This window comes from Fibrella arboris, from assembly GCF_041321095.1.
Taxonomy (GTDB): Bacteria; Bacteroidota; Bacteroidia; order Cytophagales; family Spirosomataceae; genus Fibrella; species Fibrella arboris.
On record NZ_JBGGWE010000003.1, the window covers coordinates 268,787 to 281,203 of the forward strand.

Below are 12,417 nucleotides of genomic sequence, written 5' to 3' on the forward strand. Positions count from 1 at the left end.
AGCGAAAATGAGCGGTTGATTGGGAGTAAGTTAAGGATAATGCCTTGATTCATCGAATTTTGCCCCAACGAATCAAGGCATCAACGCCATTGTGCCCCAATTACCATCACCCATTTATGTCGACGCTTCCAGATACGGGCGCACATCCAGGCCCAACTGCCCCATGCCCGCAATCCAGGTTTCGTCGTCGATGCCTCCCGAAGCCACCCAGTCTTCGTCGGAAAGCGAGGCGCGCCAGCCGAGGAGTGCGCCAGCATCGGGGCCAACGGGGTAGCGCAGTTGCGTATCATGACCCGAAATAATTGCCTGAATCACATCGCTCACCAGGCTGGCAGGTACGTGGTTGGCCTGCGAGGCTGCGAAAAATGCCTGAATCCGGTTGAGGGCCGGGTAGCTGGTTTGGGCTGGTGTCTCGTCGAGTTTGCCGATAATGGGTGTGTCGATCACACCGGGTTCAACAAGTACCACCCGAACCCCGAAGGGCACCAGTTCGCCCGCTAAACTTTCGCTGAGGGCTTCAACGGCGGCTTTGGAGGCCGAATACGCGCCCAAAAAAGGACTGTAGAGTTTGCCCGATACCGACGAAATATTGACGATACAGCCACTCCGACGCGCCCGCATAGGGGGCAATACAGCCTGAATGCAGCGTAAAACGCCGAAATAATTGGTTTCCATCACGCGGCGGAACGAATCAAGCAGCGATTCTTCGACAGGGCCCGATGGCGCAATACCCGCGTTATTTACCAGTACATCAATCTGGCCCGCCTGCGCCAGCACGTCAGCCACGGCTGTTCGCACCGACGCGTCGGAATCGACATCCATTGGCAAAATCGTGATGGGCAGGTTGTCGCGTTGGGCAAGCTGACCCAGTTCGGGTGCCCGTTGCGGGTTGCGCATGGTGGCGTAAACCTGGTGGCCGTTGCGGGCCAGCACTTCGGCGGTGGCAAAGCCAATGCCGGTGCTGCATCCGGTAATCAGAATGGTAGACATGCGTATAGAAGAGTTTAGAATAAACGAAACAAGCAAAGCTCTGCGCTAACCTGAGTTGGCGCAGGGCGCATTAAAGCGAACGTACCTACTTTGCTTTTGCCGACAAATAGCTGTTTGTCAATTGCTTACTTCGAGGCCACAACCGGCGTTTTCACGGCGAACTCCTGTAGGTAGTACACCTCTGACCGAAGTATGTTACGGGTTGCGTAGATCTGGCCAATCAGTTTCTGTATGTCCTGGCCGGGCATAGCTTTCTGGAAGGCTTCGCCGTAGTGGGTATCGCCCATCTCTTTCATGCTTGGGTAAAAGTTGACCGTAGCATAGCTGTAGCCTTTCTCGCTGCCAGACGGATACATCAGCGCCGCCAGGTTCCAGCCCGCAATGTTGTTCATGGCTATGCGCTCTTTGTGCAGGGCTTTCATGCTCTTTTCCATCGCTACATACTCCGCATACTTGTTGTCTTTCACCTGCATCAGATCCAGCACCCAGTAGGGCGATTTGTCGGGCGACACCCGTTTTTCGGCAAAAACGCCGTCGATGGTTTCCCATATTTCCACCTTACCACTGGTCTGCATTGCGGCGGTGCGCCTGAGCAGGTCGGCCCATTTCGTTTTGGCTTCCGCCCCAAACACCTTCGTATTAAACGTAGCCGGATACGAATTGTCCATCACGCCCATATCGGTGAAGGTCTTGATGGTGATGTAGTCGTATTCCTGGTTGTTGGGGTTCGAGGTCAGTGCCAGCGACAGCATATACCATCCGGTGATGTGGTCACCATCGGCCTGCGCCTGGTGCAGTTTCTTCCATTCATTCTCCAGCGCTCGGGCTTGCTGGAAGGTGAAACCCGGTTTCAGCTTGTGGTAATACACCTCCGAAAAAGTCCGCATCGACGGTGCCTGGCCATAACTAAAAGTGGCCATAAACAGACCCACAACGAGTGTGAGCATCAGACGGGGCAACAGATTGATTTTCATGGCAAAAAGGGGTTTATATAAACTGGAAAAGTGAACTCAGCTTTGGTTAATCGGGTACCGTCGGCCATTGAGCAACGTACCCAGCCACGTATTCCGAACGCCGTAGTGGTAGGTCAGGAATAGCAGGGCGAACGAGGGCACGAAAATGAGCGGCAGTTTCAGCAGCCAGTGGATCTGAAGCGGAGCCACCAGAATCTGGAACAGCACCACAACCGGTAGGTGAGCGATATAAAGCCAGTAGGCCGAATCGGACAGGTAGCGGATGCGTTTGCTGGGGTGACTGAAGTACCTTAGAATCAGTCCGATAAAAGCAAAAACGGCCGTCATCGTGGCTACTGCTGATAGGGCGTTGATAACGGGCAGAAAGGTATTGACCACCGCAGGATCAATGGCCGGGGCCGTAGGCGGGGCGTTGTGGGCATAGATGGTTGTGAGCAAAAAGGCTGTTAATCCGCCGGCTACGACAAGGCTAAACAGGAGGTTGAGTTTCCAGTGCCTTTTCAACGCCACAATCAGGGCGGGTTGCCGCTGAAACAGCCAGCCAACAGTGAAATAAAGGCCATAGACACTGAAAGGAGCCAGCAGGGGCGTGAATCCGTGATCAGGTGTATCAACACCTACCCAGGACGTTACGGTCAGCGTTGGTCCGATAAGTAATACACCCAGCACCAGACCACCCCACCACTTTTGCGTAGCTGCGGCCAACAGACGATCCAGTACCAGCCTGAGTTGCCCCGACTTATCTACGCTGTTTACGAGGGGGCGAACGACAAAGGCAGCTACACAAAACAGCATCAGGTAATACAGAAACCACAGGTGTGCAATTGGCAAATCGGCCCGAATCCATTTCAGAGATATAACATCCCTATACATCACCAACCAGGGCGACATCGAGGCAACGGGCGATTCTTTGGGGATCAAGCCTGCCCTTTGGTAGCCCCAGGTCCACAAGACACCGAGCAGGACATACATGATAGGCACAAACAGCAGAAGAGGGACTAAAATCCGGCGGGTTCTGTGGATCAGGAAACTGGTGGCCCCTCGTCTGTGATAGAGCAGATGAGCAAAGTACCCGGCTATTAAAAAGAAAGCCTGCATTCGAAACGAGTGCGCCATGTAAAAGAACCCGTCCAGAAATCGGCTCGGCTGAGAATCACGGATAGCCCAGTAATAGCCTATGTAGGAAACAAATGACATGGTGCCATGAAAGAAAACGCCAATAATCAGGGCGAAGGCCCGCACGGCATCCAGGGCATGAAACCTATCCGACTGTGCGGGTAAGGTTTGGGTAATTTGAGGAGAGGTAGTGGTGAGCATAAGCCGTTTGGGAATCGTTAATTAGCCCGCTGCATTTCTTCTTCGGCGGCGGTGCGGCGCTGGCGGGCGGCTTTCAGCTTCTGGTTGCCGAAGGTGTAGCTCAGGTTCAGCAGCACCAGCCGGGTATCCTGCGTCATGCGGATGTGCTGGATGTTGGTCGGGGTGTTCATGGTGGCAATCGTCCGGTTGGTGTGCACCAGATCCTGCCCGCTCAGTTTTACCTTCAGCTTGGCGTTGACGGCCTTTTGCAACCCCGCATCGACCGACCCCAACCAGGGCGACGACCAGATCGCGTATACGCTCGGCGCACTGATCCGGCCGCTGAGTTCGGCAGTCCAGCCTTTACCCAGCACAATGGCGCTCGAACTGTTCAGACGCCCGGAAAACTGGCTTAGCGACAGCAGCGATTCCTGGTAATTGTAGTCGAACTGATTGTAGAAACCGAGCAGCGTCGTCTGCATGGTCCAGCCTTTGGTGACCGTTACCGGGAAGCTGACCGTCAGGTTATACGCCTGCGACTTGCCGATGTTCTGAACAATGTAGTAGACCTTGTTGCCATCGAGCGGATAAGCCACAATGAACACCAGGTCAGACGTAAAACTGGCTCCTAGTGAGGTAAATACCTTACTGTTGAAGCCATGTTTTACCTCCAGCGAGTGCGTGTACTGTGGCCGTAGATACGGGTTTCCTTCCTGAAATGCGTAGGGGTCGACAAACGAGCGCGATGGGTTCAGGTTCTGGTAACTCGGCCGGTCGATCCGGTAGCTGTACGAGACGGCAAGCGTCTGGTTTTTAGCTATTGGCCTCGATATAAACAGGCTGGGAAACCAGTTCAGGTAGTTGCGTTCCACAATGCTTTTCAGCGTGATGGAGTTGCCTTCCGAGTGGGTATGCTCGGCCCGAAGGCCAACCTGCACGTCTGTTTGCCCGGCCCATTTTCCCGACAAACTCACGTACCCGGCATTGACCTGTTCGGTATACTGAAATTGATTCGAGCGGCTGGGGTCCATGCTCAGGTTGTCGCCCATTCCCGTAAATATGGTCAGGTTGTTGTCTGTTTTCACGGAGGTGCTCTTCACGCCCAGGTCCAGTTTCCACTTGCCGGGAAGCGTGCGGCTATAATCTGCTTTGACCGACCGGATATCGACCGTTGTGGGCATCCGGTTGTCAAGTGCCGTTAACGAGTTAGGGTTGGCATTGGCCCCAATGGTCGTGGCGGTGAGCAGGGTGGTGGTGAACTCGCGCTGGTAGTGGCCCATGTCGAGGTCGGCGGCGAGTTGCCCGTTGTTACTTTTCCCGTCTTTGGCGGTAAGTGTATGCTGGAAGTTAAGGTTGACCAACTGATTACTCGTATGGGTAATCTGGGTCTTGGCGGTTTCGGTTTGCAGGTACACAGGCTGATCACTTCCCCGCCGAAATTGCGCTATGGCCGGTCCACGCTGATCGTTATTGTTCCAGAAGGCCGTCCAGACCAGGCCGATTGTCGTGTTTTTGGTCGGCATATAATCCAGGCCAGCTTTGGCATTCTGCCCCAGATCGCGGTAGACCAGGTACGTGTTCTGTTCAACAAAGCTGCGTTTGGTCAGGTCAACGGCCGCACCGGTGCCATCACCCTGGGCAGGCTGGTCACGGTCGGTGGTGAAGTTCCAGTAGTTGCCGCCCCGGTTGAGGCCATAACTCCCAAACAGATTTACCTTCGATTCGCGGTGATTCAGTTGCAGGCTGGTCCGTTCGCGGTCGAACCGGCCCGAACCACCCGTCAGCGAAGCCGACCCATTGGTGCCGACGTTATTGTTTTTCTTGAGCCGGATATTGATGATGCCTGAGTTGCCAGCCGCATCGTAGCGGGCACCGGGATTCGTGATCAGGTCGATCTTCTCAATGTTATCGCTCGGCATATTTTTGAGCAGGTTCACCACATCCTGCATCGACAGGTACGTCTGCTTGCCGTCGATCTGTACAATCACGCCGTCTTTACCACGCAGTTGAAGCGCGTCGTTCTGCCGGTCGACAGTTACGCCGGGGGCTTTTTCCAGCACCTCCAGGGCCGTGCTGCCGCTACCGATAATACTGCCTGCCACGTTGATCACCGTTCGGTCGGCTTCCTGCTCTACAAACGGTTTTTTAGTTACCACCGCCACTTCGTTCAGCGTTTTAGCCGATTCACTCAGAGGCAAAACGAGTACGTCAACGGGTGTGGCTGCTACCTCAAATACGGCTGATTTGGCTGGTTTATAACCGATCGAACTGGCCATGACAACGTACCTGCCGGGACGAATACCAGTCAGTTCATACGTACCTGCCTCGCTGGTTACACCGCCTTTGGCTAAGGTGGAATCACGGGCATTGAGCAGGGCAATACTGGCAAAAGGAAGGGCCTTACCTGCGGCATCGCTGACGCTACCGCGGACGGTTGTATGCAGGCCGGCAACCGTGGATGATTGAGCCAGCGACAGCGAGGATAACCCTAGCAGGAAGAGGATGAGTAAACCAGCTTTCATGGTTGTATTGGTTTGTGTGGCCGACCAGTCCAGGGCGTTTTACCCTTTGATGATCGTAGCTCAAACTTCCTTCTTTACCACGCAACCGACGTTCACTTTTGGGACAACCTTGTTCACTTTTGGGACAAAATACGTAGTCGACCAATAGTATATATACGCTATTTTAAAATAAGTGAATCTACCAGACACGTGTATCAACGTTGTGTACCCATCAACCAATCCGTTTAGCGGCCTACAAAGTCAGTTGGGCTCTGCTGGTAGGTCTGCTTAAAGAGCGTTGAGAAATAAGTAGGGCTTTCGAAGCCAACACTGTAGGCCGTTTGCGCTACCGAATAACCGGCTCGTAATAGTTCGGCGGCGCGCCGGAGCCGATACTGCCGAATGAGGTCGTTGGCCGAAAGGTTGGTCAGCGAGGTCAGTTTGCGGTGCATGGTCCGTCGGCTCATGTTGTGCCGCTTCGCCAACTCATCGACGGTCAGGGAGGAATCGTCCAAACGGGACTCTATATACGCGTATACGTTCTTCAGAAATGAATCATCTATTTGAACAGGCTGAAACGCTGAATCGACCGATGTTAGTTGCTGGTGGTAGTACTGCTGGATAGTCTGACGGTGGGTCAACAGGTTCTGGATCCTCAGATACAACTCATCCATGTGGAAAGGCTTGGTCAGGTAATCGTCGGCACCTTGTTCCAGTCCCGTTATCCGGCTTTGATGAGCAGCTTTGGCGGTCAGCAAAATCACTGCAATGTGGTTTGTTAAAGCCGTTGATTTGATGCAATGGGTAAGCTGGTAGCCGTCCATGCGGGGCATCATCACATCTGAGATCACCAGGTCGGGCAGTTCGTCCTGGATGAGTTGCCAGCCTTCTTCACCGTCACTGGCAGTCAGCACGCGGTACGAATCGGCCAGTTCACCAGCGATGAACGTCTTCAGTTCCGCATTATCGTCCACCACCACGACCAACGGATCCCCCGGCAGGAAGTGGTCAGTTGCCGGGTCTGTTTGCCTGCGTATGCCCTGCCCGACAAGCGGTGGTGTTGGCGCACTGACCGGCAGGGCATCAGACAACACAGGCACCGCAGCTACGGGTAGGTGCAGGGTGACTGTTGTCCCCGACGGGGGTTCGGTCCGGCTGTCTACGGCAATAGTACCATTCAGCAGAGCAGTCAATTCCTTCACCAGTGCTAACCCAATACCGGTGCCTTCGTAGGCGCGGGTACGGGAATCGTCGGCCTGATAAAAACGGTTGAAGATATGCGGCAGATGAGCCGCACTGATACCAATCCCCGTATCCTGCACCTGTACAGCAATCCGGTCTGGCGATACTAATCGAATCGTAACGCCTACCTGCCCGCCCGACGGTGTAAACTTCAGCGCATTAGCCAATAAATTGCTGATAATTTTTTCCCATTTATCTGCATCGAACAGCCATTCACCCGACGGCGTATCGGTGGTCAGCCGCAGTTCTATTCGTTTGGCTTCAGCCATGGGCCGAAACAGATCGACGCAGTGCCGGATAAACGCGATGCCATTACCCCGCGAGAACGACACACCCATGTTGTTTCCCTCCAGTTTCGACAGGTCGAGGAGTTGATTGATCAGCCGCAACAATTGCTGGGCGTTGTTGTAGATCGAAACCAGGGTTCTTCGGGTATACGAATCATGTTTATCTTCCTGCAAAAGCTTCTCCGTCGGCAACAGAATCAATGACAGCAGTGTCCGAAACTCGTGCGTTATGTTGGAAAAAAAACGGGTCTTCACCTCGTCGAGTGCCCGGAGCTGCTCTGCCTCCTGATGGTTACGCGCCAGTGCCTGCTGCTGCTGCAACTGCCTTACTCTGAACCGGATAACCCCCCACGCAAGGCCAGCCACGGCCAGCGCATAAAGGCCATACGCCCACCAGGTAGCCCAGATTGGGGGTAAGATCACGACTGTCAGGTGCTTCGTCTGTCGGCTCCACTGCCCGTCGGCCCTGCTACAGTTGATGAGTAGTTGATACGTACCTGGGGCAAGCTGCGTATAATTGGCAGTCAGCTGATTCGCCGCATTGACCCAGTTCTCATCGACTCCGACCAACCGATACCGGTAGCGAATCTTGGCCATTTTGGCGTAATGCAGGCCGGCAAAACCAAACGTCAGGAAGTTTTGCGTGTAGTCGAGGCGCAGTTCCGAAAGCGCATTGATGGGTGCTGGTAAAGGAGAACCGGCCGTATTGGCGTCGACCAATACGTTGTTGACTTTCAGTGAGGTCAGCACCATCGGTGGATCATACAGGTCGTCATGGATCACCGCCGGATCAACCACGATTCGGCCTGCCAGCGTACCGAACACCAGTTTTCCATCAGGCAGCACGGCCGATGAGGTCCGGCTGAATTCATTGGTAGCCAGCCCGTCATCCGTCGTAAAATGACGCCAGGTCAGCTGTTCAGGATCGGCACTCGGCTTTATACGGACAAGTCCTTTGCTGGTAGCGCACCAGATAAACCCCTGGCGGTCGGCTTCCATTGTCTGAATCGTTCCGTTTGGGAATCCTTCCGACTCACCCAGCCGCCGGAAGGTCATCGTGCGGGTGTTTAATCGGCAAAGGCCGCTCCCCGCCGTGCCGATCCAGAGTACCGTACTATCGAGCGGATCGGTGGCGAGGCAGTTGATGGTGTTGCCGGGCAGCGAATTGGCCGTGGCGGGGTCATTAAGCAATGGTGCATCGTATCGGCCCCGATCTATATCGTACCGGAACAGCCCTAGCCCATATTGCGAACCAACCCACACCGAACGGCCCATCGGCTGAATGTCGCCCGCATCGTAGCCAGGGTTAGCCCTTTTGATCGGCAGGCGGCTGTTCGGGTGCAGATAGGCCCCCGCCCCGCCGAGGTCAGCGTCGACCAGCCCCTTGTCATTGGTATACAGCCAGATACGGCCCGAACGGGTCACTTTCAGGCAGAGTTTGCAGCAAATAGCTCCATTGGTAGCGCGGAGTGAGGTGATCTCCGTCAACGCCCGCTGACCAGGTACGTAGCGGTACAGGTAAAACGGATCAATCAGGTAGCCGTTTCCGTTGGCGGTTAGTGACAGACGCGGCCACCGCGCCACGGACCACACCTCAAGGCTATCGGGTCGCAAAACGCCCAGGTGCTGCTCCAGCAAGTCTTCCACAAATGACTTCTGAGTAGGCTGGAACGTAAACGGCAGCGCGTTGGCATCGTATCGGGTCAGGCCGCCCCGCGGGTTCACCGACCACAATGCACCGGATCGATCACGTAGCTGAATGCGGGGTAAGGCGGGCAGCAGCGTCAGTTTACCCGCCGCCTCTACCCGATACAACTGGTTCAGGTAACCCAGGTAGATATGGTTATCACTGAGGGTTTTCAGCGTGTATGAGATCGGTCCACTCCGGCTCAGATCGGGTAACGGAATCGTACGAAACCGGTTCTGCGCCGGGTCGTAGAGCGCAATAGCCCTGTAATTGAACAACACGATCTGCCCGTTGGGGCCTTCCACCACTTCATGCCCATCGGCCGACGAAAAGCCGTTGTTTGGGGGTGTATGGGGCAAAGGAATAAACCGCTTTTGGCCTGTTCTTGTATTGAGTTGAAAAAGCCCTTTTGAACACGTACTGTAGATGTAGCCGGTAGCCGTCAGCACAAAGTCATGCAGGGTGTTGGGTTCGCCCACCAGCGCTGTGGCGTCGTAGACACGGATGGTTTTCCGGCTGATGTCGTAATCGATCAACTGCACGCCGGGCATCAGCCCCCATGCATGCCGTCCATCGGCGCTCAGGTGGCACTGGCTGATGACGGCTTTGCGAGCAGCCAGAAAGGACGCATCGAGCAGGCTGGAGAACCGTTCAGTGGCCGGGTCGAATAGCTGGAACGTACCTGATTCCGTGCTGATAAGAAGTTGCCCCGTTGCCGTTTCTTCCAGCTGCCGGATGATGTTGTCGGCCAGCGAGTTGGCGTTGCCGGGCATATGCCGGAACGTCTTTACACTATAGCCATCATACCGGGCCAGCCCGTCGGCGGTGCTGATCCAGATGAATCCCGCCTTGTCCTGCACCATACCGGTGATATGACTGTTCGGCAGGCCGTCAGTTGTCGTTAGAAGGGTCTGGCGCGGAGGCTTAATCTGGGCTACCGCCATCGACACCCAACAACAGACGGGCAGTATAAAGCAGGCCCGGCAGTTTGCTGCATTCATGAAAAAAGCGGAAAAGATAGGTAGTGAAAACTACCACTTAACTAACTAAACACCAAGAATTATGAGTGTACGGTTCTAGTATTTATACTTATGTCAATTTAACATAGATTCTGGTTGGTATGATGGCCTGGCAGGGCGTCATACTAACCAGCGCTACTTCACACATGCGTAAAGTCAACCACCTTAGGGTTTGATCTTTTTCCACCAGTTCCGAAGCGGCTCTGCCCATAGCGGGCCTGCCAGCAGCGCCGGCTTTTCGATCAGTTCCAGCACCCGACGCGCCGTTAGCCTGTCCTGGGCAGACACGGTCAATAATTTACCGATCAGTTGTACGCTGGCAGTCGACACAGCCGGATTCAGCCGGGTTGGTGGCAGGTAATCTGCTTTCCGAATCAACTGCCCTATTTCCGACTCGCTGCTCCCCCCAAAAGGCGAGTAACCCGTCAGCATTTCGCAGAGCAGCCCCCCCCAGTGCCCAACAGTCAGATGCCGGAGCGCTTTCACCCGTGAACTGCTCGGGTGCCATCGACGAAACAGTGCCTGCCAGATAACCCTGGCGGGTGGGCCGGGGCGCATGAGCTAGTCTGGCCAGTCCAAAATCCAGCAGTTTAGCACTATCGGGACGGAGTAATTTGACATTGCCCGCCTTCAGGTCGCGATGCACGATACCCCGGTCGTGCAGGGTACGTTAGGGCAGACGCAATCTGGCCAATCAGTTTCCAGGCTACCGCTTCGGGAGATGGACCGTGCTTTTGCAGATGCTGTTCAATCGTTGGTCCCTCCCCGTATTCCCTCACCAGACAGAATAAGCCTTTGTCGGTGAAAAAATCATAGACTGCCCCCACAGGCGGGTGCCGTAACGATGACTGGATCGTGGCCTCGTTCACAAACCGATCGGCCTGCTCTACCTGCCGGAGCAGTTTGATGGCAACGGGGCGGTTCGTTCCCGGCTGGTGGGCCTTCTACACTTCGCCCATTCCCCCGGAGCCCAGCCATTGGGTGAGCGTGTAGCCACGAATTGTCTGGTTCATGGCTGCCGTTATTGTTCAGAAACCAGCCTGTGTACTACCGGGGCCGAAGTACCGGTTCTTGTCTGTCCAGACGCCGGTTTTGGAGTCAATCTGGAAATTACACAGGTAGTGGGCCGAGTCGTTGAAGACGTAGTACCATTTGAGGCCCATTGAAATGAGCAGGGCCACAAACGGACTCATGAACAGCACTGTGAACAAGACCGGATGCCGCCTGATTATTTCGTACAGTACACTGAAAAAGCCCTCATCATCGCGGCTTGCGGTGGCAACAGATGGAACCTCAGCAACAGGGGTAGACGACATAGCACGCATGATGGTGGTTGATTGGTAGAGCCTGACAAAGGTCTGCTCCAATCTGCTCTGGCACCATCCACGAAGACCTAGATTCTGCTATAGGAAAACCTGTATATTATCGACCATTCCGACCTTACCGGCTGACCATCAGCGCCGTATTGCGCTAGCTAACCCCGCCCCGGCGGGGCAGGCTGTACCTGGCCGCCTGTTTTCACCGGCCTCCCACCAGCCGCCGGTGATAATTTATCTGCCCGAGGTGATAGCCCAGATGCGTGGCCAGATGGACCAGCAAATAGCCCGTCGATGTCTTTTGCTCGAACACCAGCATCGGGTATTCTTCGTTCAAGCGCGTTTCTTCCAAGGCCAGTAGTGTCTGACTAACCATACCTATGGTATCGTCGAGTTGGGCCAACATCACGGCGCGGGGTACGTCGCGCAGGGAAAACTCAAGCTCACGGTACCGAACGTACCCAGACTGACCCAGTTCACCGCCAATATACGTGTTTAGATTCCCGATCAGATGCAGGCACAGATTCCCGGCTGAATTGGTAATTCCCGGCGGCACAGCCCAGATCGTGGATTCATCGTGGTAGTGGCTCAGTTCGGTTTTGACCCGGTTTAAATCGCGGGTAAACAAGGCGCTCAATGTTTCGAGTAGCATGGTGGTGATTTTTGTAAAAGTTAATCAGGCTGTTCAGCATAAAATAGCCTAACCAGTTTTACCCAGAGGTACTTATGGGTCAGGTGGTCAGGTACGTTGCCGGGTACATCGTCGGTGTCGGCTTGCAATCATGAGGCTATACTGCTCCGGTTCCTGATCGTAGCCAGTGCGGGGCAGCTCTGTCAACGCTGTTTTCCCGGTTTTAGGGTTGACTGTAAACAGCGGAATAGGCAACGACCCTTGCCGAAAGAGAAAAATAGGTTTCCGTTTCAGGAGATCGCCTTTCGGTGCCACCACGGCGAAGGTGATTGAATCGCCGGGAAAGGAATTGGCGAAAGGAATAGTAAATACGACACAGTCGCCCATCTGCCGCTGGGTACGTTGCGCGAAAGATGGCCGCCTTCCCAGCGTTAGTAACAAGCTAAACAAGGCGAGTTGGTTCATGTTGGCAGC

10 protein-coding genes and 1 pseudogene are annotated in these 12,417 nt (G+C 54.7%); all 11 read right to left on the reverse strand.

Features of this window, described 5'->3' with window-relative positions; translation table 11 throughout:
* Positions 1–114: 114 nt before the first annotated feature.
* Positions 115–990, reverse strand: coding sequence for an SDR family oxidoreductase (locus ACAW75_RS06240; RefSeq protein ID WP_370727825.1), 876 nt, complete (start codon positions 988–990; stop codon positions 115–117).
* Between the two features lie 125 nt (positions 991–1,115).
* Positions 1,116–1,964, reverse strand: coding sequence for a hypothetical protein (locus ACAW75_RS06245; protein ID WP_370727826.1), 849 nt, complete (start codon positions 1,962–1,964; stop codon positions 1,116–1,118).
* A 36-nt stretch (positions 1,965–2,000) separates the two neighbouring features.
* The gene (locus ACAW75_RS06250) at positions 2,001–3,281 is read right to left on the reverse strand and encodes an acyltransferase family protein (protein WP_370727827.1); all 1,281 of its coding nucleotides are present in this window, start codon (positions 3,279–3,281) and stop codon (positions 2,001–2,003) included.
* A 17-nt stretch (positions 3,282–3,298) separates the two neighbouring features.
* Positions 3,299–5,782, reverse strand: a complete 2,484-nt coding sequence (locus ACAW75_RS06255) for an outer membrane beta-barrel protein (protein ID WP_370727828.1) — start codon at positions 5,780–5,782, stop codon at positions 3,299–3,301.
* Between the two features lie 224 nt (positions 5,783–6,006).
* Complete coding sequence (locus ACAW75_RS06260; protein WP_370727829.1) at positions 6,007–9,978, reverse strand: ATP-binding protein; 3,972 nt, start codon at positions 9,976–9,978, stop codon at positions 6,007–6,009.
* Positions 9,979–10,161: 183 nt separating this feature from the next.
* Positions 10,162–10,284: a hypothetical protein gene (locus tag ACAW75_RS06265; protein WP_370727830.1), complete on the reverse strand. Its 123-nt coding sequence runs from the start codon at positions 10,282–10,284 to the stop codon at positions 10,162–10,164.
* A 10-nt stretch (positions 10,285–10,294) separates the two neighbouring features.
* Positions 10,295–10,642 carry a protein kinase domain-containing protein gene (locus ACAW75_RS06270; protein ID WP_370727831.1) on the reverse strand — a complete coding sequence of 116 codons (348 nt, stop codon included), beginning with the start codon at positions 10,640–10,642 and terminating at the stop codon, positions 10,295–10,297.
* A pseudogene (locus tag ACAW75_RS06275) lies at positions 10,593–10,925 on the reverse strand (protein kinase domain-containing protein); the annotation flags it as partial. The pseudogene ACAW75_RS06275 and the gene ACAW75_RS06270, both read right to left, overlap by 50 nt.
* Positions 10,926–11,024: 99 nt before the next feature.
* Complete coding sequence (locus tag ACAW75_RS06280) at positions 11,025–11,321, reverse strand: hypothetical protein (RefSeq protein ID WP_370727832.1); 297 nt, start codon at positions 11,319–11,321, stop codon at positions 11,025–11,027.
* 193 nt (positions 11,322–11,514) lie between these two features.
* A complete protein-coding gene (locus ACAW75_RS06285; RefSeq protein ID WP_370727833.1) occupies positions 11,515–11,964 on the reverse strand; it encodes a DinB family protein in 450 nt (149 codons plus the stop codon).
* Between the two features lie 87 nt (positions 11,965–12,051).
* Complete coding sequence (locus tag ACAW75_RS06290; RefSeq protein ID WP_370727834.1) at positions 12,052–12,408, reverse strand: hypothetical protein; 357 nt, start codon at positions 12,406–12,408, stop codon at positions 12,052–12,054.
* Positions 12,409–12,417 lie beyond the last annotated feature (9 nt).

Bases quoted from the DNA above. Each gene is read 5' to 3' on its own strand.
- ACAW75_RS06240 (WP_370727825.1), bottom strand. From the start codon at position 990: ATGTCTACCATTCTGATTACCGGATGCAGCACCGGCATTGGCTTTGCC.
- ACAW75_RS06245 (WP_370727826.1), bottom strand. From the start codon at position 1,964: ATGAAAATCAATCTGTTGCCCCGTCTGATGCTCACACTCGTTGTGGGT.
- ACAW75_RS06250 (WP_370727827.1), bottom strand. From the start codon at position 3,281: ATGCTCACCACTACCTCTCCTCAAATTACCCAAACCTTACCCGCACAG.
- ACAW75_RS06255 (WP_370727828.1), bottom strand. From the start codon at position 5,782: ATGAAAGCTGGTTTACTCATCCTCTTCCTGCTAGGGTTATCCTCGCTG.
- ACAW75_RS06260 (WP_370727829.1), bottom strand. From the start codon at position 9,978: ATGAATGCAGCAAACTGCCGGGCCTGCTTTATACTGCCCGTCTGTTGT.
- ACAW75_RS06280 (WP_370727832.1), bottom strand. From the start codon at position 11,321: ATGCGTGCTATGTCGTCTACCCCTGTTGCTGAGGTTCCATCTGTTGCC.
- ACAW75_RS06285 (WP_370727833.1), bottom strand. From the start codon at position 11,964: ATGCTACTCGAAACATTGAGCGCCTTGTTTACCCGCGATTTAAACCGG.
- ACAW75_RS06290 (WP_370727834.1), bottom strand. From the start codon at position 12,408: ATGAACCAACTCGCCTTGTTTAGCTTGTTACTAACGCTGGGAAGGCGG.